This window comes from Candidatus Schekmanbacteria bacterium (assembly GCA_016219965.1).
In the GTDB taxonomy this organism is placed as follows: Bacteria; Schekmanbacteria; GWA2-38-11; order GWA2-38-11; family J061; genus JACRJM01.
Genome location: JACRJM010000015.1, coordinates 191,743 through 210,053, shown reverse-complemented (window position 1 = coordinate 210,053; position 18,311 = coordinate 191,743). Strand labels below are relative to the sequence as shown.

The following is an 18,311-nucleotide window of genomic DNA, read 5'->3' as shown; positions in this document are numbered from 1 at the left end:
AAGTGAGGAGGTGAAAAAAATGGTGAAAGTCAAAACTTTTACATCACAACTTAATATATTTCACATCATGCAAGAGCTGAGCACCCTTGATAAAGAAGTGAATGATTTCATATCCTCCTGCGGAATAAAAAAAGTAATATCAACGAGTGATGCTGTAACTACCGGCACTGAAGGAGGAACAATAGGAGTGATAAGGGTACTGACATACGAGAAGGATTAAAAAAAGGAGCTAATCATTTATTACGTCATTAACAACATTTAAGAGTTCTTTACGGTCATTAATCGTCCACATATCATAGACGGTCGTATCTGCATCTATGTTGCCTGTTGCTCCCGCAGTGAAAGTATCTGTTCCAACAGCGACTCCTGCGGGCATTTCAAGACCAGGAACATCACCGGCAAATTCAGTGGCTGAAAAAAAATATTCATACTTGCTGGGACCTTCATAAACCCATCCAAGCTGACTGAATAATGTGCAATAAATGTCATGCTCGCCAAAATAAGAAAGTTGAGCCACATAAATCGCGGAAAGGTTGCTTTTTGCTTCAGCCTGTTTTGCCTTTGCCTGAAATTTTAAAAAATTAGGAATGGCTATTGCTGCAAGAATACCAATGATTGCAACCACTATCATCAGTTCGATAAGCGTAAATCCTTTTTTCCCACGCATAATGATCATCACTTTAAAATATTTACTTCTAAGAAATATTATAGAGTCTGACCTTCTTTTTTCATACTAATAATTTTTTTCCTCGCAATAAATATCCAGATCCCGCAAGCCGCATCAACGGCACCTTTGAAAACAAATGGCGACTGATGAGAAATGCTGTCAAAAAGATAACCGCATACCTGAAGAAAAAAAATTATCCCGAGTGTTCCTACTGTATTCAAAACACCCAGAGCACTGCCTAGACAGTGGCGCGGAGTTACGTCAGAAGCAAGTGTATTGGCGGCAACAATAGCCCCGTTTTTTGCAAACCCCAATAAGCTCACATATAGAAACATAAGGTTAGAAAAAGGATCATCTATGGTAGCTATGAGAAAATAACCTGCACCGGTAAGGATAAGTGCGCTGATAAGAACCGGAAGCCGTCCTACGCGGTCAAGAAGGATACCTATTATATAAAAACTTAATATGCTGAAAACATTCCCAACCATCATTATCACTCCGGCCCTTGCAGTAGCCTGCAAAGGAGTGTAGCCGAATTTGCCTGCCATACTCACCATCCAGACGATAATTAAAGTTGATGTAAGAGAAATATTGGCACGCGTTACGAATCCCGTAATGTAAGCTGCTCTCAGAGGGAAACTTCTTAAAACAAGTCGATAGATTTCCCTGATATCCGTTTTTACCGCATGGCTCTTTCCAATCCTGTCAACCAATCCTGACAAGGCAACAAGGATTCCGGCAAGTCCCAGTGCTCCTCCGGCATAGAAAGCTCCGATTATCCCTATCACGGCAGCCATTTGAGTAAACAAGCCATACACACAAAGAGTGCCAAGAGACATCATTATTGCATGGAGTGCCATCCCCTTTCCTCTTCCCTCAGCAGTTGTATAGTCAGCAACCAGGGTCACGAACTGCGGATGGCTAAGGACAAGACCTATGCCGAGCATAAAGCGGGAAAGATAAACGATTATCAAATGCCACTCAGAACTTTCTAATCCAAGAGCAGCGGCAATATCGGAGCTGTGGCCGAATACAGGATAAAAGACAATGCAGAAGGCAAAGCCGGCAACAATTAATATCTTTCGTCCATACCTGTCTGAGGCAATACCAACCAGGCCAATCAACAAAAGTGTGGCAATCTGCCCCATGTTCTGCAAGCCTGCATTGATTGAACCGGTAAGACCTTCCGGGATTTTTACTACTTCTTTAAGGAAAGCAGGCTGGATGACTGTAGGTATTGTCATTAGACAACCCATAATCCAGCTTGCAAAATAAAGATTAAAATAATTCGCCTGTGTCAGCCCTACCGGGATATCAATGCCTGCAAATCTTTTACCCGATAGCTGCATTCCCGTGGTCGTGCTCATCCTTTTATGATTAACTCTTATTTCTTCCAGTTCTTCCAGTATTCCTGCCAGTTCTTGTCAACGATACCAAAGGCATCAGGGGCCATCTGCTGGAGGATGTTTCTTGAGAGAGGTGCAAAGGAATCCGGCCCGCCTTCTTCAGGAAACTGTCTCGTCGCATCAATTACTATCTTACTGCTCAGCTTGTTCTTCTTTGTGCTCGGGTCAACGCTTGGACGAAAATCATGGTTTATTATCAGGCTCCCCGGATATGGCTGCCATCTTGTTGCAACAGCATGAAGCACCTGGGTCATATCAGTGACATCAACGTCCTTGTCAACAACGATTGCTACTTTGGCAGTGGACGCTCCCAAAAGCACTTCGCCTGCGCTTATCCCCTGACCGGGAAATCTTTTTTCAATACTTAAAACAGATATACCTACTGCTTCTCTGGGATCATAGAGGTCTACAAGGTTTGGCAGGATTTTTTTAAGGTTAATGTATGTTCCTATAGACCAAGGTATCATGTTGGTCGGATGGGTAACACCTGTAAAATCATTAACTATGATAGGGTTCTTCCGGTAGGTTATGGCTTTAATATTCATGGTATAGCTTTGATGCTTCTCGCCCTGATAACCGTACATCTCCGCATAAGGTCCTTCCTCCTCGGTTTCAACAGGTATGTCGCCTTCTATTATCATCTCAGCCTGCGCCGGAACCATGATATTGCTTGTCTCGCACTTTACAAGCTCAACCGGCTTTCCCTTAAGACCTCCTGCAAAATCGAGTTCATCCTCGCCAAGGGCTGCTACTTTGGTACATGCCATTGAAAATATTATAGGGTCAACTCCAAGCGCTATGGCGGCAGGGATTGATTTTTCACCCCTTTTCTCAGCCGCTTTGATGAATATATAACCATGCTGTCCCTTCTCGGGATTTACGCCTATCTTATTTTTCCCTTTGACCTGGATGCGGTAGGTGCCAACATTCCTGTTAAACATCGGATCTTCCATGAATACGGCCGGGGTGTTAATATACTGCCCTGCATCGCCCGGATTGTTCTTAAACCATGGGAATTTTGTTATATCAATGTCATCGCCTTTCAATACAACCTCTTTACAGGGCGCATTTTTGGAATCAATTGTGACTGGCTTTATCTTTTTCCATTGACCTCCGTTCTCTTCAACCATGCTTACAAGCTTGTTCCTTACCGCCCTGTACATTTCGCTCTGGTCATCAGTTATCTTACTCAAACCATAAATCATGGCTGTTGTATCCCATCCTGGATAGATATTCGCGAAAACAGGACCATCCATCACCTGTCCGTTTATTTTCACCTTTTCAAATACAACTGCAGGAGCTTTGTCTGTTCCCATCTTGTCAAGCATTCTGTAAACAAATGCAGTCCCCTCATACTTATCCTGATCGATTTGATTTATCCTCAAAAGCCTGCCGCGCGCCTCAATTGCGGCAAGATAATCCCTCATCGTATCGTACGGACCGGTAAGCTTTACATTCTTATCAGCACCAAAAGCAGGGAAAGATAGATAGATTGACAGAAAGATGAATACTGCTGACAAGAAAACCTTTCCTTTTCTCATTTCCGTAACTCCTGATTAAAAGGTTGATGGGATATAATCTTAAAACACTAGAATTCCTTATCAACAAAATGTAATACTGCTGCAGAATATTTAGGAGCTATCCTGATGTCAAGAATATATAGTCTGCCATAACGATATTCCGCTATTAGAAACTGCAATAGTTTTCCAGATTGACATACAATTGCGTTGTACTTATAGTCAGGTTAACCTATTATATGGAGCATAATAAATGAAAAAGTGTGTCCCTATAAAACCATTCTGGTATGCTGATGTCGTAGTTTTCCCAAAGATGGTCACCATTATCACAACAGTAAACAAGCAGGGAGTTGTAAACGCAGCGCCATATTCGTTCTTCATGCAGTATGACATAATGAACCAAAATCCCAGGATAATCGTGGGAATGAGGAAGTTCACCCACACCTACAAAAACATCGCTGAAACAGGGGAGTTCGTCGTGAATTTTCCATCTGCAGATTATCTCGATGATGTAATGGAAACATGCCGCTTCTATCCTGAAGGGGTCAATGAACTGGACTTCACAAAATTCACAACTATTCCTTCAAAAAAAGTAACCCCGCCAAGCATCAAGGAGTGCGGACAGATTTTAGAATGCAGAGCCAGCCAGCAGTACGAGCTTGATAATACACAGGGTCATATTATCGCAGATGTACTCGCAATAGTTATGGATGAAGAACTCATAGAGCTTGGAAGAGAAGAGCGTTTCAGAAGCCTGAACCTTCCCATCGGGCTGGGAGATGAAAAGAGAAAATACTTCTATTACGGCAGGATAGACAAGATTGAAAAGCATGTCTTGAAACCGCCTCCAAAGGAGATAACCTCTGAAAAAATCGAGACATGTATGCAGTGGGAGGATAATGCTCTTAAAGAGTTGATGAATATACCTTCAGCAATCCGCTCAATGGTTGTGGAAATGACAGAAGACATCTTAAAAAAAGAGGGTGCTGAAATTGTAACACACGAGAGATATATGAAACTCGTTGAAGAATACGCCCCAAAAGACGTGGTTGACCGTTTCGAACAGGACTCATGACAATTATTTATCTACTATGATATCTATATGAATAACGACCTGACCTATCAGGAGGCAGTGCAAAAATATCCGAATTTCCCCCGTTTCATAATTCTCAAACTCGACCTCTACCGGAGAGGGACAATTTATTCTGATGCCGTAGAAAAAGAATATGGAGAGTTTCCGGGGCCAATGATATTAAGGGACGGGACATCAGTTGTCACTGCTCCGGCAAAAAAGACAAACAAGAAGGACCCATACACTGTTGATTTCCACAACGGGAGTCTTGGCATTTTTTATCACGGCGAATATGTGGAAGAAATAACTTTTTCTCCAAAGCCTGCTTTTTATGGAAAAAAAACAAGCCTTGGAACGCCGATGGAAAAAATCGGAATGTTCAGACCCCAGCGCCTCGACATCTGGCCTTACAGGTTCTGCCACTATTGGAAGGGCGGCTATCAATGCAAGTTCTGCTCAATCAATGTCATTGCAAAGAACAGGTTAAAGATGGAGCAGGGAATGGAGCTTCACCCAAAGGATATAAGCGAAACCGTTGCAGAAGCCCTTAAGGAACCGGGCAGGTTCTCAATAATCACGCTTACCGGCGGAGCCGACTATGAAGGCGCAGAACCATTTGACTCCGAGCTTAACCGTTATATAAAAGTGCTTCAGGCAATAGGCGAAAATTTCAGCAGTAAGCGCTTCCCAAGCCAGCTCGTCTGCTGTGCGATGACAAAAAAACAGTTGAAACGTCTTTATGATGAGACAGGGATTCTTTCCTACTGCCCGGACATCGAGGTATGGGACAGGGAAAAATTTGCATGGATATGCCCCGGAAAAGACAAATATGTGGGTTGGGACAATTGGGTTAAAAGCATGATAGACGCAGTGGAGCTTTTCGGGCCCGGCAATGTATGTACAAATATCGTGGCCGGCTGCGAGATGGCTGAACCTCATGGATTCAAAACAGAGGATGAGGCTTTAAATTCAACTTTAGATGGCGCCGAGTTCCTTGCAAAAAATGGAGTTGCGATGCTTGCCCTTGTCTGGAGCCCTTCAAGGGGCTCTGCTTTTTACGGTCAGAAGCAGCCTTCTCTAGAATATTATCTACGTCTCGCGCAGGGGCTCCATGATATCCGTGCAGCCTATGGAGTACGGGTCAACACGGATGATTACAAACATTGCGGCAATCACGGCGACAGCGACCTTGCAAGGCTCGACTAAAGGAGAAAACAATGATTACGCTTCCAGAAGAACTAAAAAACATATTAGAAAAAAAAGAGACAGTTAAAATCCTCGGCACTGTAGATAAGAATGGAGTCCCTCACGTTGTTTTAAAGGATTCAATGAAACTTCTTGATGACGGCACACTTGCCTATGCAGAAGAATTCGATTCCTCAAAGACTAGCAGTAATATGGTAAGAAGCATCTGGTTTGACAAGCCTATAAGTATGAATATCGCAAATGGAGATGATAGCTACCAGATAACAGGAAAACCTTTAAGGTGCCTGATAACCGGAAAGATTTTCCAGCAGTTCCTTATAAGTGAAAGGAAAAGGGATGGAGGAGGTCCGGACATACAGGCAGTCTGGATTATTGAACCTCTGGAATTTAAAAATCAGTCCCGCAAAGCCAGAAGGGACGAGGAAATAAATAAGTATCCGCTCTATAATACTCATCTGGATATGCTTAAAAAATAACAGGAGCTTTGAGAGTTTCCATATGAAAAAAGTAATCAAACAAGACAATTCAAATACTCGTAAAGACGGCTATGACCTTTTAACAAAAGAAAATGATGAAGCGCCCAATAATCCTGAAGGATTAAAATTACTTACAGAGGAAATTGAGATAACAAAAGCTACTTATGATGAAAACCTATCAATAGTAAGCGACATTTTAAATGATATTAAAATTGAAAAGAAAATTGATATTGAAAAGATACAGATTGTTGCAAAGTCGCTCGTTAACAATGTATTGAAGCATACAGATGCAATGCTCATTCTGAGCAGGGTAAAAAAGTTTGATGACTACACGTTTAAACACTCAGTCAATGTTGCCATTCTTACAATAGCACTGGGGAAGTATTTAAATTATCCGGATAAGGAGGTTGAAATTCTTGGAACAGGCGGATTGCTGCATGACTGCGGAAAAATGAAAATACCGAATGAAATCCTGAATAAAGAAGGAAGGTTCTCTGAGGCAGAGTTTGAAATAATGAAAAAACACCCGATTTATGGTGCAGAGATGCTCGAAGAATCTGCTCACTTCGACCAAAAGTCAATACTAATGGCATTACAGCACCATGAAAGGTATTCCGGAGGCGGTTACCCTACGGGTTGCACAGCCAGCAAGATCAGCACATTTGGAATGATGACGGCAGTTGCAGATGTTTACGATGCGATAACCAGCGATCGCGTCTACAATAAGGCTCTAAACCCTTTTGAAGGATTAAGAAAACTGTACACCGAAAAAGGTCATCAATTCCATCCAACAATTTTTGAACACTTCGTTTATTCCATTGGGCTTTTCCCATTGGGAAGTCTTGTGCAGTTAAAAAACAGCCTTATAGGAATAATTGTTTCTGTGAACAGGAACAACTTAATGTATCCGAAAGTTTTAGTAATTGCGAATGAGACCGGAAAAATGTTTTTTATGCCGTATATTGTAAACGTCAATCCTCCCAAGAGTGAAGAACCCGGCAAATGGACAATGGAAAGCATATTTGAAGATAACAAAGAAACAAAGGAATTTGCCCCGGATGAAAAACAAGGCTATAAAGTAGATAAAGTTATAGAGCCTTCAGACTACAATATAGATGTTGATTTCCAATTCAATAATATGCAGAAGCTTATTCAACAAATTTCCTGAAAAAGAGAATCCTTTCCGATTATACTTTCCCCCTGCGGCAGACGCTGCAAACTTATAAAAAACGTGGACGCAATTCCGCCAAGAGGTACAAATGCATCTACGAGAAGCATGGAGTATTTACTTCTTAAGAAGATTTTATGATAACATATAAAAATTATAAAAAAAGATGATGAAACTAGAACCGGACAAAGACACCATAACCCTTCTCGGAGTGATATTGCTGCTTTACACGGCAGTGCGGATATTATTCCTGTTTTTTTCATTTTATTTCATTAGCAACCACGAAGAACTTTACAACGGAACTCTTGCCAATGACATGATTGGCAACCCGGCGGCTTTTTTGAGACACCCCAACCTTATCTTCTGCTACCAGTATATGCCCTTTGCCGGCGGGACACTCGTAACAAGCATTCTTGCCCTCCCCTTCATTCTTGTTCTTGGCAATTCTGTTTTCGCCCTTAAGGTTTTATCCATCATCATCTCTGCCGCGATATTGTCAGCCATGTTTTTTTTCCTGCTTAAATATTTCAGCCTCAAAGCTGCCGCGCTCTTCGGATTTCTCTTCGCTTTAGCCCCCCCTTACCCTGTCATAATATCTCTCATCCTATGGGGGAACCACAGGGAATCATCCCTGCTTTCGGTGCTCTTGTTCTTAACAATGTTCAAATACTGGTTCGACAGCGGTGGTAACGGTAAACGGTACCTCATAATGTCTGGGCTGATTGCAGGGTTCGGAATCTATTTCGATTATATATTTATAGTAACCATTCTCACTGTGCTGGTATTTCAATTAATCCTGAAAAAAGACTTCTTCCTGGGTAATGATTTCATGACCTTTTCACTTTCATCTCTGGCAGGACTGCTCCCCTTCTTTTATTCATCAGTTGTATTCAACTTCAGGAATATCACCGTCCATGATGAGGGATATATGGATAAACTTCCGGCGAAAGCCATGGTAAAAAAATTCGGGGCACTTGTATTTGTTGATATACCGGAATCATTCTGGATAGACACATTCAATATTAACAGAATAAATGTCCTTTCATATCTTTATTATGCCTTCTTCATTCTGTCATTTCTATTTTTCCTTCGCCTCGGGTTGAAGGCGATTCTTAAAGGTAAAAAGCCTCCTATGGAATTCATTTTTGTCATATACATCGCAGTCTTTGCGCTGGTTTATACCTTCTCCAAGTTCTACACAGGCAAACCGATATTCGATCTCAACCTCAACGAACATCCTTTTAAAATATACAGGGACAGGTTCTTTACTACCCTTCCCCCTTTTATATTCGCACTCATGGCGCTATACCTTGCGAGAATAAAAAACAAGAAGCTCTGTATTTCTACCGCCATAGCTCTTCTCATTATACCCGTATCATCCTATAGTAGATACTTTTCAGGAAGCCTCTTAGGTGAACCTTTCTTTTATAAAGGATATGCTTACGAAAGCCTTCCGGGAAAGCTTGCAGCGGTCTATGATTATAAGACATGCATCAGTCTGATAGAGAACCTTCCCCCCGAATATCATCCTGAACTTTACAGAGCATTCGGATATTCAATCGCGTTAAAAGAAACTGGCGTAAACGCAGAAACCCTGCAAAGAACCATTACCGAGCAAGCCGGCAAGGACTACATATACGAAGGGATCGGCAGGGGAATAATGGAAAAGCACAAAAAACTTGAGGAAGCAATAAAGATTGCAGAGACTTTCGGGAGCGATTCTTCCCGCCACGTCATTGAAGGTGAAATCGAGGTGGCGCCTTTTTATGAGGGCATTGAGACGATAACAAGAGCAATCGAGTCATTCCCGGATAACTCTGCCGGTAATATTTTTTACAGGGCAGCAGGGAGGGGAATTTATGAATTTTTAGACAGCAGTTTCATTAATGAATTAAAGAATAAAATGAAAGATAATCCCCAGGCTCTTTCTTTAATATTAAAAGGGGTAGGAGAGAAAATAGATGGCAGACTTAACGAGCGAAGCAGGAATTTTCTTGGGAAAGACAGGGTGCCTGCCATATTTCACAAAGACTATGATATTTCCTATTCAGGGATTGTAAGCACAAAGCTACTTTTAAGAAACATCAACAACGAACTTCTCCCTTTTGTGATGGAAGGGATATCAGAAAAGTTCCTGACGGATGCACAGTCTTAAAGGTCTTCTGCTTTGTGTGCCTGTTACCAGAATGTATAAAAAATAATTTCAATTGCCATAGTCTGCAAAAAGGTAAGAGTAAGGACATCTGTCTCGAATATCCTTCCCGGAGCAGTATCTGAAATGAGAGTTATAGTCTCTGCCACAGGCCCGAGGAATATGGGTGACAGGTAAATCCATATCCTGCCGGTTTCAAAAAAGTAAAGCCCGCCGAAAACCATTTCAAGCATTGTGAGTATCGCTACATACGTTATGCTGCGCATCAGCTTATTCCCGAGCCCGAACCGTCTGTACCAGCCTCTCAGATAGACGATGAAAACCCCGAATGAGGCAAAACCCATGAATATGGAATAAACTGAGAAATTGGCAATCCTGGAATGGATATATTTCGTGAAGCTGTAAAATGGCGAGCCGTAGTTAACCATGTCCTTGTCGCGCGCCGCATCAAGACAGTCACGAATATTATAGCCTGTGGCTTGATAGAAGAAATAATAGAACAGGACGAAGACAGCTCCGGCAACACAAAGGCTAAGGCACATCCCCTTCCATCTCTCATGTTTCCTGTAAATGCAAAACCCCGTAAGAAGGGTAAAAAAGAGGCATTCGTAGGCAACGGAAAAAGTCATAAAACCTGCCGCTGCAAGAGATGCGCCTGTGAGGAATGAAAGGGACAACAGGTTTTTCCCTGTTACAAGATACCTGAAAAAAAAGTAAAATGGCCAGAGCAGGAAAAACATAAACACCCCGTCCATGCATACGGCGCTGTATATCCCGATGGCAGGCGTGAAAATCCAGAGAATAATCGCAAAGCGGAGCGCCCTTTCTGATAAAAACATCTTTAGCGTCAGGTAAAGCGGGATAAGGCTTAAGTTGCTCACGATTAGCGCTATAATCGATGGCTTCATCGCTCCTTCTCCAAGAAACCTGTGTATAAGGTAGAAGAACACATCTGCCCCGGGAGGATGGGTGTTTGCATGGAGGGAAAGGTCAGGCATCATTTTAACATAATCCCTCAGGAAGTTTCTGAGCCCGTTTATCTTCCCGATATCCCAATAATATTCGTTAGTCGTGGAAATAAATGAATGCGGTATGGCATACATGAAACCCTGGTCAGTGGATGCAAGCGACACATCAAAGAAAAAAGCCAGGAACAATGTGAGAAAAACAAATTGCTTCTCCGAAAGGGAAAGAAACCAGTCTCTCCTCCAACGCAGCAGTACTGAGAGAAACGTCAGGACACAAAGCGTGACATATAATGGGTGTGCCGATGGACGGAACCTTACATTCAAAGGGTCCTGATATGGATAATGGAGAACTAACTCGCTGAAAATGAAAAAACAGACATTGACCGTTAAAAGTATCAGTACCCAGCGGAATATTATGAACCTGTCTGCCCTGCTTTCATATTGCATAGAAATATACTTTTCATTTTTATTGAATCAATACTGTATCTCAATGGACTGCCGCATATCGCCAGTTTATTAATATTTTTTAACTGATTTCATCAATTTCTCTGTGAACTCTGTAGTTATTTTTTCCCCCAGTTTTTCCAGTACTCCTGCCATTTGCCGTCAACCAGGCTGAATGACTCCGGGGCTTTCTCCTCGAGAAGTACCCGCGACACCGGAGGCCATGATGAAGGGCCGCCCTCTAAGGGCAACTGCCTAGTTGCGTCTATCACTATCTTGCTGGAAATTCCCCTCTGCTTCATGCTTGGGTCAACTCCCATGCTGAATGCCTGATTTATGATAAGGCTTGCAGGATGGGGCTGCCATCTTGTCGCTACGGCATTCAGTACGCGGGGCAAGTTAGTTACGTCAATGTCTTTGTCCACGACGATTGCGACCTTCGACGTACTCATACCGAGGAACACCTGTCCTGCTGATATCCCCTGCCCAGGGAATCTCTTGTCAATGCTCAGGATTGTAATTCCTATCGCTTCGCGTATGCCATACATATCTACAACATAGGGCAATGCTTTTTTCAATTGTATATATGTATTGATCTGCCAGGGTATCATGTTGGTATTGTGAGTAACACCCGTGAAATCATTAATTATCCACGGCTTCTTTTTGTGGGTTACTGCTTTTATATTCATGTAGAAGTTTTTGTGCTGAAGCCCCATGTATCCATACATCTCCCCATAAGGCCCTTCATCCTCCTCTTCTATGATTATATCTCCCTCGATTATTATCTCAGCTTCAGCAGGAACGAGAATATTGCTGGTCTCGCATTTTACAAGTTCCACAGGTTTCCCCTTAAGACCGCCAGCAAATTCAAGCTCATCCTGTCCAAGGTCTGCAACCTTTGTGGAGCTTACTGAAAACACTATCGGGTCTGTGCCGAGGGCAACTGCAGCAGGGATTGAACGCTCTCCTCTTCTTTTTGCACGCATTATGAACTGCCATCCATGCTGGCCTGCCTCTGTGTTCATTCCAATTTTATCTTTCCCCTTTACCTGAAGACGGTAAGTCCCAACATTCCTACCAAGTTCAGGATCCTCCATGAATACCGCTCCGGTGTTGATATACTGGCTTACGTCGCCCGGATTGTTCTTGAAGAAGGGAAATTTAAGAATATCAACATCATCCCCTTTCATTATAACTTCTTTGCAGGGGACATCTTTTTTATCTGTCACGACAGGTTTTATGCGGGGCCACTGCCCGTTGTTCTTCTCAATCTTTGATACGAGCCTATTCCTAACCGCCCTGTACATGTCACTTTCATCTTCGGTTACATTTTCAACGCCAAAAAACATAGCCGCATATTCCCATCTGGAATAGATGTTTGAAAACACCGGCCCTTCCATCATGTTGCCGTTAAGCTTTATATTCTCGAACATGATTGCCGGTGTACTGCTTGTATCCATCTTGTCGAGCATGCGGTAAACAAATGCAGTCCCCTCATATTTGTCCTGATCAACTTCCTTTATTTTAAGAAGCCAACCCTTCGCTTCAAGAGCAGAGAGATATTCCCGCATTGAATCATAGGGACCGGTGAGTTTTATATTTTCCCCTATTGCCATTGCTTTCACTCCTTATTCAAATAGTGATAAGTTGAATTAGTGCGTGTTTATCATGGCGGATTTGAGAGGTCAACAATCGTTGAACATCATTAGTTATGCGGTCTGCTCGGGGAGCAGACCCTACAAAATATTTCCACAGACCCTACAAAACATTTTCACAGACACTACATAGTTTTCTGTAGGGCACGTTCCCCGAACGTGCCTTCTTAGTTTCAGCGCTAGTCTTCTGCCTGAATCTCCAGATTCTCAAGCGCAGTGGCGGCAAAATTATTAATCGCTGAAATAAGAATACGTTCGTTAGGTAAAAGAAGATTGTAGTCAGATGAAATCCCTATCACCCCGAGACATTTTTTTTTGGAAGATGAAATTGGAAGATAAAAGTAATCCGAGCCTTCAAGAGTTTTTGTTCCTTTTCCTGCCGGCTCATTGTGGGCAAATATCCATTCCACGATTGCATTTTCCTTAGAAGTAATTGAAAGTTCTGCACCTGATTTTGCCCAGATATGCAGTGGAGAATCTTCCTTGCGAAGTATAACGAAACATGGCAGATGAATCGCCCTCTCCATATAGCGAAGTATGGTCTCTGCAATCCCCTCCTGAACAGTAATCTTCATGAATTTTAGTGTATTGTTCATCTGTTCATCCATGGGACTTGCGACCTTTGTTATTAACTGATAGAGATTTGGAATAGCAAGAAGCTCTTTCCCCATATCAGACAATAATTCCATCTGCCCAAGACGCGTTGTAATTGCCTCCTGCTGACGGCGAATCAGCTTTGCAAGCTGTCCGGTAAGAACTGCGGTCACTACAAAAATTATCAGCTCAAGGATGATTGATGGGTCCTGGATTGTAAGGCTGAAATACGGTTCCGTAAAAAAATAATCATAGATAAGCGGGCAAAGGATTGAAACAAAAAGAGAAGGACCTATGCCAAAGAAAAACGCACTTGCCATAGGCGCCAGAATAAATAGTATGACCAGAGATTTGATATTCAATGCGTAAAATAGCAGGGAAGCAGTAGCTGTGACCGGCAGAATGGTAAGGCTCGCAAGAAAGTAGTTTTTCCAGGCAGTTCGCTTTGAGCTCCGGACAGGCGGCACGGCAGGCGTATCAGCTTTTGAACCTTCTTCGCTTTCAGGTGCGATAAAATAGAGATCGAATCTGCCTGATTCTTTGAGAATCTCAAACACCGGGGAACGTGCGAGCATTTGCCGCAGGAAGAACCCTACAGGTTTTCCAATCACGACCTTGCTGACTTTTTCTTTGTTTGCAAACTTTACTATCTCCTCGCCTATCTCGGATCCGGTGAGCGTTATCACCTTAGCACCCAATTCCTGAGCCAGACCAAGCGTTTCAGTAAGGTTGATGCGTTCCTTCTGGCTCAATGTGAGATGACCGGGAGTTTCCACATAAACAGCATACCATTCTGCCTTGAGTTCACTTGCCATCTGATAAGCTTTACGCACGAGTTTCTTTGCAAAGGGGCTTACCCCAATACACACAAGGAGCCTCTCTGAAGTAGCCCAGGGCCCTGCAATGCCGCGGGCCTTCATATAATTTATAAGCTCCTGATCAAGCTTGTTGGCGGCACGGCGGAACGCGAGTTCGCGAAGAGCAAGTAGATTGCCGCGCTTGAAATAATTCTCCAATGCCTTTCCAGCTAAATCCGGTGCATACACCTTCCCCTCCTTCAACCGTTCCTGCAATTGCTCAAGGGGAATATCCACAACATCAATCTCATCTGCTTTGTCAAAGATATTGTCCGGAACTGTTTCACGAATACGGACCCCTGTGATCTGCGCCACAGTGTCATTTAAACTCTCGATGTGCTGAACGTTGACTGTTGTATAAACATTGATCCTGTTTGCCAAAAGGATTTCAATATCCTGAAAACGTTTATCATACTGGCTTCCCGGAGCATTTGTATGCGCTAACTCATCAACAAGGACCAGTTCCGGCCTGCGCTTTATGATTGCTTCAACATCCATTTCATAAAGCACGACATTCTTGTAATCAATCTGACGCCGCTCAATTATCTCAAGCCCCTCTGAGAGTTTTTCGGTTTCAGCACGCCCATGTGTTTCAACAACACCGATTACCACATCAATACCGCGATCTTTCGCAATCCTCGCATGTTCAAGCATCTTGTAAGTCTTGCCTACTCCCGGGGCATATCCCAGAAATATCTTGAAACGCCCTCTGCGGCTTTCTTCTTTCATTACCTCTGAAAGAAGCGCCTGCGGATCCGGTTTTTGGAAATCAGGTTTTTGAAAATCAGAAGAATTGCTCATTTTTTCCCTGTATCAATTTTAAGCCTGTATCCCACACCCGGTTCATTGATAAAGAAACGCGGTCTTGCAGGATCAGGCTCAAGTTTGTGCCGTAACTGTGCCATATAGATTCGAAGATAATGGTTCTGGTCGGCATATGCCGCTCCCCAGACTTCTTTAAGAAGCTGGCTATGGGTTATTACCTTCCCCGCATGCTTTACCAATACTGCAAGAAGGCGGTATTCTATGGGTGTTAAATGTATTTCCCTGTCATCAATGAACACCTGCCGTTTGGCAAGATCAACCTTCATATTGTCAATAATGAATAAAGGATTCTCGCCTCCGCTATTCTGAGTTATCACATGGCGAAGGGCGACACGAATCCGTGCAAGAAGCTCTCCGGCACCGAATGGTTTCGTGAGATAATCGTCTGCACCTGCATCAAGCGCTTTGATTTTATCCTCCTCCTGTTCACGTGCTGAAATCACTATAATCGGGACACTGCTCCACCCGCGAAGCCTCCTCGTAACTTCAAGCCCGTCAATGTCAGGGAGTCCGAGGTCAAGGAGTACTACATCAGGATTTCGCGTAGCAACCTGAGTGAGACCATCCTGTCCGGTAACTGACTCTATCAGACGGTAACCGTTCCCCTGAAGTGTGATACGGAGAAAACGGCGCATCTGAGGTTCATCTTCAACAAGAAGGATGAGTTCGTTATCATTCATTATGTGTTCTCATCCCAATTATTTTCCTCTTCCATCTTTGGAGGTTTCCCGCCAAATGGGAGAGAAAACCTGAATACAGCTCCGCCAGTGGCGCGATTCTCAGCCCAGATGCGTCCGCCGTGGGCATTAATAACAGTCCGGCAGATAGCAAGTCCAAGTCCGATTCCACCTCCGACTGAACAATCCCTTACAAATTTTTCAAAGATCCTCTCCTCCTTCCCCGGTGTTATCCCGGAACCGCTGTCACAAAGTTCAACTATAACCTCATCTCCAGTGACGACGGCAGAAAGCGCAAGCGGCGAACTCTGCGGAGTGTACTTAAGCGCATTATCAATGAGATTAATCAGAACCTGTTCTATCAGAAGAGGATCAAATGGGATAAGCGGTAAATCCTCCGGCAGACTAACCGTAAACTGACGGTCATTTAATCTATCGGAAAGTCGGTTGAGAACGGCACCAACAATCTCCTCAAGTGACTGCCATTCTTTCTTTACAGTTATTGTCTTAGCTTCAAGGCGCGTCATGTCCAGCACATTGCGTATGATTTGATTTAAATGTTCAGCCTCCTCGATGATTGTCTGCATTAGCTCTTTCCTGCTGGACGGATCAAGGTCTATATCCTGCTGAAGTAAAGTCGTAGCAGCACCGGTAATTGCAGCAAGAGGAGTACGGAGGTCGTGTGAAACAGAACTTAACATTGTATTGCGAAGCATTTCCGTCTCAGCTTTAAGACGCACTCTCTGAGTTTCTTCAGCGAGAAGGGCTCTTTCAATAGCCATAGCAGACTGGTTTGCAAAACTTTCCAGCGCATAGATTTGTTCATCATCAAAAGTATCTGATGGCTCACCGGGAAAGACACCGACCACTCCTACAGTTTTGGATGAAGCAATAAGTGGAAGATATAATGCATTTGCACCGGGAAGCGTATCAGTGCCAAGACCAGCCTGTTGTCCATGTTCAAAGACCCACTGGGCTACGCCCATATCCCTCTGGTCAAGTTCAAAGTTTTGCGGGTCTGCAATAGGTTTTAACATGTTGTCTTTCCCATCAGAAAGAAGAATGACGACTGAACTTGAAAAAACACTGCTCATATGATTTATCACAGAAGAACACAGATGCTCCAATTCCCGTTCATGCGCCAATTCGCGGCTTAAGTTATAAAGAGCGGCAGTTCGCTTCTCACGTTGTTCTGCTTGTTTTGCCTGTTCGCGCATTCGTAATGTGAGAGAACTTATGACATATGCAACTATGAACATAACGATGAATGTAAACAGATATTTTGCTTCGCTTACTGCCAAAGTAAGGTAAGGTGGGACAAAGAAAAAGTCAAAGGCAGTTACGCTAAGAAGCGTTGCAAGAAGAGACGGCCATCTGCTTGTCAAACTTGCTGTAATAACAATGCCGAGAAGATAGAGCATTGCCACGTCTGCAATCGTAACATAAGATGATACAGCTCCGGCAATGCCTGTACAAAGTGCTACGCTGGCAATGCTTAGAATCCAGCCCTGTTCGCGCCATTTGTCTGATTCTTTCTTTAACGCCATTTCTGAAACCGGTCCTTTGGCTTTACCTCTTTACTCATTACTTATATTGTCGCATCTTTCTATGGCGCGGGCAAATAATTATTGATGATCAACTATTGTTTACAAATACCTTCAGAGATTACGAGACATGACACATTATCTTTTTTTCCTATGTCATTAGGCTTGATCTCACCCTGGATAATCTCAACCTTTAAATATGTTTCCCCAACATAGGACAATACCCTCGCTTTCCCGACTTCACTGATTTCACAAGATGTGTCTATCCTGTAAATGGTGAGAACATCGTTGACATGTATCGCCTTCTTCACATCATCTGTACCGCTATGAAAGAGAAACGCCATCTGGCCAACCTTCATTATCTTTTTACCATTGTCAGGGCGATGGTAAACCCGTATAGGATAGGAAACAGCAGATACTGTGAAAGGAGCGCTGAGAGCTGACATAAACAGTATGACAGAAAGAGCTTTGATAAACTTTTTATTCATGTTTTATCCTTTCATTTGTCTCATTTTTTTGAATATCATCAAGCGCAAGATTCAACTTAAGCACATTGACTGCCGGCTCGCCAAGGATGCCAAATTGCCGGTCTTCGGTAAACTGCGTAACAAGAGCACTTACTCTTGCTTCTGAGAGTCGACGTGCTTTTGCAACCCGTTTTACCTGATATTCAGCAGCCGCAGGAGTTATATCCGGATCAATACCGCTTGCAGATGCAGTAGCAAGATCAACCGGCACCATTGCAGGAGCCTGCGGGTCAGCATCTCTTAATGTAGAAATCCGTTCCTTTGCCTGTTTAACAAGGGCCGGATTGCTTTGTGCCAGATTGGATCCGGATGAAGAAGCTGAATTGTATGGAAACGGCTGTGTTGCCGACAACCTTCCCCAAAAATATCCTGGACTATCAAAAGACTGACCTATCAGAGCGGAACCTGCTGGTTTTCCGTTTTTTATTATTATGCTGCCGTTTGCCTGAACCGGAAAGATTAGCTGCGCAATGCCGGTCACTATAAGTGGATAAATAATCCCGGTAATTACCGTGAAAACAATCAATGAAACTATTACAGGCCGTATCATTCTCAT

The 18,311-nt window shown here is 43.2% G+C and carries 16 protein-coding genes; 6 read left to right on the top strand and 10 right to left on the bottom strand.

All coding sequences use genetic code 11. From position 1 onward, the window contains the following. Positions 1-19 precede the first annotated feature (19 nt). Positions 20-220 carry a hypothetical protein gene (locus tag HZA77_14275; protein MBI5376596.1) on the top strand — a complete coding sequence of 67 codons (201 nt, stop codon included), beginning with the start codon at positions 20-22 and terminating at the stop codon, positions 218-220. 9 nt (positions 221-229) lie between these two features. Here HZA77_14275 and HZA77_14270 read toward each other — a convergent pair whose 3' ends face one another. From HZA77_14270 to HZA77_14260, 3 genes are read right to left on the bottom strand one after another with little or no spacing between them, the layout of a single operon-like run. Beyond that, complete coding sequence (locus tag HZA77_14270; protein ID MBI5376595.1) at positions 230-667, bottom strand: type II secretion system protein; 438 nt, start codon at positions 665-667, stop codon at positions 230-232. A gap of 38 nt (positions 668-705) precedes the next feature. Beyond that, positions 706-2,034: an MFS transporter gene (locus HZA77_14265; GenBank protein MBI5376594.1), complete on the bottom strand. Its 1,329-nt coding sequence runs from the start codon at positions 2,032-2,034 to the stop codon at positions 706-708. Positions 2,035-2,051: 17 nt separating this feature from the next. Next, positions 2,052-3,614 (bottom strand): UbiD family decarboxylase, encoded by a 1,563-nt coding sequence (locus HZA77_14260; protein ID MBI5376593.1) that lies wholly within the window; start codon positions 3,612-3,614, stop codon positions 2,052-2,054. Between the two features lie 229 nt (positions 3,615-3,843). Between HZA77_14260 and HZA77_14255 the strand changes: the two genes are divergently transcribed. The 5 genes from HZA77_14255 to HZA77_14235 all read left to right on the top strand — a co-directional run bounded on the left by HZA77_14255 (position 3,844) and on the right by HZA77_14235 (position 9,667). Continuing rightward, positions 3,844-4,665 (top strand): flavin reductase family protein, encoded by an 822-nt coding sequence (locus tag HZA77_14255; GenBank protein ID MBI5376592.1) that lies wholly within the window; start codon positions 3,844-3,846, stop codon positions 4,663-4,665. Between the two features lie 27 nt (positions 4,666-4,692). Then, positions 4,693-5,868: a radical SAM protein gene (locus HZA77_14250; GenBank protein ID MBI5376591.1), complete on the top strand. Its 1,176-nt coding sequence runs from the start codon at positions 4,693-4,695 to the stop codon at positions 5,866-5,868. 11 nt (positions 5,869-5,879) lie between these two features. Further along, positions 5,880-6,344 carry a pyridoxamine 5'-phosphate oxidase family protein gene (locus HZA77_14245; protein ID MBI5376590.1) on the top strand — a complete coding sequence of 155 codons (465 nt, stop codon included), beginning with the start codon at positions 5,880-5,882 and terminating at the stop codon, positions 6,342-6,344. A gap of 22 nt (positions 6,345-6,366) precedes the next feature. Then, positions 6,367-7,512 carry an HD-GYP domain-containing protein gene (locus tag HZA77_14240; protein MBI5376589.1) on the top strand — a complete coding sequence of 382 codons (1,146 nt, stop codon included), beginning with the start codon at positions 6,367-6,369 and terminating at the stop codon, positions 7,510-7,512. A gap of 166 nt (positions 7,513-7,678) precedes the next feature. Next, positions 7,679-9,667, top strand: coding sequence for a hypothetical protein (locus tag HZA77_14235; GenBank protein MBI5376588.1), 1,989 nt, complete (start codon positions 7,679-7,681; stop codon positions 9,665-9,667). A 23-nt stretch (positions 9,668-9,690) separates the two neighbouring features. Here the strand turns inward: HZA77_14235 and HZA77_14230 are convergent, their stop codons facing one another. The 7 genes from HZA77_14230 to kdpC form a co-directional block, all read right to left on the bottom strand. After that, the gene (locus tag HZA77_14230; GenBank protein ID MBI5376587.1) at positions 9,691-11,079 is read right to left on the bottom strand and encodes a glycosyltransferase family 39 protein; all 1,389 of its coding nucleotides are present in this window, start codon (positions 11,077-11,079) and stop codon (positions 9,691-9,693) included. 116 nt (positions 11,080-11,195) lie between these two features. Continuing rightward, entirely contained in the window at positions 11,196-12,692 is a 1,497-nt protein-coding gene (locus tag HZA77_14225; protein MBI5376586.1) for a UbiD family decarboxylase, read from the bottom strand. A 218-nt stretch (positions 12,693-12,910) separates the two neighbouring features. Continuing rightward, on the bottom strand, positions 12,911-14,983 hold the full coding sequence (locus HZA77_14220; GenBank protein MBI5376585.1) for a sensor histidine kinase KdpD: 2,073 nt from the start codon (positions 14,981-14,983) through the stop codon (positions 12,911-12,913). Continuing rightward, on the bottom strand, positions 14,980-15,687 hold the full coding sequence (locus HZA77_14215; protein ID MBI5376584.1) for a response regulator: 708 nt from the start codon (positions 15,685-15,687) through the stop codon (positions 14,980-14,982). The genes HZA77_14220 and HZA77_14215 overlap by 4 nt, the downstream gene beginning before the upstream one ends. Beyond that, positions 15,687-17,231 carry a DUF4118 domain-containing protein gene (locus HZA77_14210; GenBank protein MBI5376583.1) on the bottom strand — a complete coding sequence of 515 codons (1,545 nt, stop codon included), beginning with the start codon at positions 17,229-17,231 and terminating at the stop codon, positions 15,687-15,689. Before HZA77_14210 ends, HZA77_14215 begins: the two co-directional genes overlap by 1 nt. A gap of 92 nt (positions 17,232-17,323) precedes the next feature. Next, on the bottom strand, positions 17,324-17,716 hold the full coding sequence (locus HZA77_14205) for a hypothetical protein (protein ID MBI5376582.1): 393 nt from the start codon (positions 17,714-17,716) through the stop codon (positions 17,324-17,326). Next, a complete protein-coding gene (kdpC, locus tag HZA77_14200; GenBank protein MBI5376581.1) occupies positions 17,709-18,311 on the bottom strand; it encodes a potassium-transporting ATPase subunit KdpC in 603 nt (200 codons plus the stop codon). Before kdpC ends, HZA77_14205 begins: the two co-directional genes overlap by 8 nt.

Excerpts from the sequence above, each read along its gene's own strand:
- HZA77_14225 (MBI5376586.1), bottom strand. The coding sequence starts at position 12,692 with ATGGCAATAGGGGAAAATATAAAACTCACCGGTCCCTATGATTCAATG.
- HZA77_14230 (MBI5376587.1), bottom strand. The coding sequence starts at position 11,079 with ATGCAATATGAAAGCAGGGCAGACAGGTTCATAATATTCCGCTGGGTA.
- HZA77_14210 (MBI5376583.1), bottom strand. The coding sequence starts at position 17,231 with ATGGCGTTAAAGAAAGAATCAGACAAATGGCGCGAACAGGGCTGGATT.
- HZA77_14220 (MBI5376585.1), bottom strand. The coding sequence starts at position 14,983 with ATGAGCAATTCTTCTGATTTTCAAAAACCTGATTTCCAAAAACCGGAT.
- HZA77_14270 (MBI5376595.1), bottom strand. The coding sequence starts at position 667 with ATGCGTGGGAAAAAAGGATTTACGCTTATCGAACTGATGATAGTGGTT.
- HZA77_14260 (MBI5376593.1), bottom strand. The coding sequence starts at position 3,614 with ATGAGAAAAGGAAAGGTTTTCTTGTCAGCAGTATTCATCTTTCTGTCA.
- HZA77_14245 (MBI5376590.1), top strand. The coding sequence starts at position 5,880 with ATGATTACGCTTCCAGAAGAACTAAAAAACATATTAGAAAAAAAAGAG.
- HZA77_14255 (MBI5376592.1), top strand. The coding sequence starts at position 3,844 with ATGAAAAAGTGTGTCCCTATAAAACCATTCTGGTATGCTGATGTCGTA.
- kdpC (MBI5376581.1), bottom strand. The coding sequence starts at position 18,311 with ATGAGAATGATACGGCCTGTAATAGTTTCATTGATTGTTTTCACGGTA.
- HZA77_14275 (MBI5376596.1), top strand. The coding sequence starts at position 20 with ATGGTGAAAGTCAAAACTTTTACATCACAACTTAATATATTTCACATC.
- HZA77_14240 (MBI5376589.1), top strand. The coding sequence starts at position 6,367 with ATGAAAAAAGTAATCAAACAAGACAATTCAAATACTCGTAAAGACGGC.
- HZA77_14205 (MBI5376582.1), bottom strand. The coding sequence starts at position 17,716 with ATGAATAAAAAGTTTATCAAAGCTCTTTCTGTCATACTGTTTATGTCA.
- HZA77_14235 (MBI5376588.1), top strand. The coding sequence starts at position 7,679 with ATGATGAAACTAGAACCGGACAAAGACACCATAACCCTTCTCGGAGTG.
- HZA77_14250 (MBI5376591.1), top strand. The coding sequence starts at position 4,693 with ATGAATAACGACCTGACCTATCAGGAGGCAGTGCAAAAATATCCGAAT.
- HZA77_14215 (MBI5376584.1), bottom strand. The coding sequence starts at position 15,687 with ATGAATGATAACGAACTCATCCTTCTTGTTGAAGATGAACCTCAGATG.
- HZA77_14265 (MBI5376594.1), bottom strand. The coding sequence starts at position 2,034 with ATGAGCACGACCACGGGAATGCAGCTATCGGGTAAAAGATTTGCAGGC.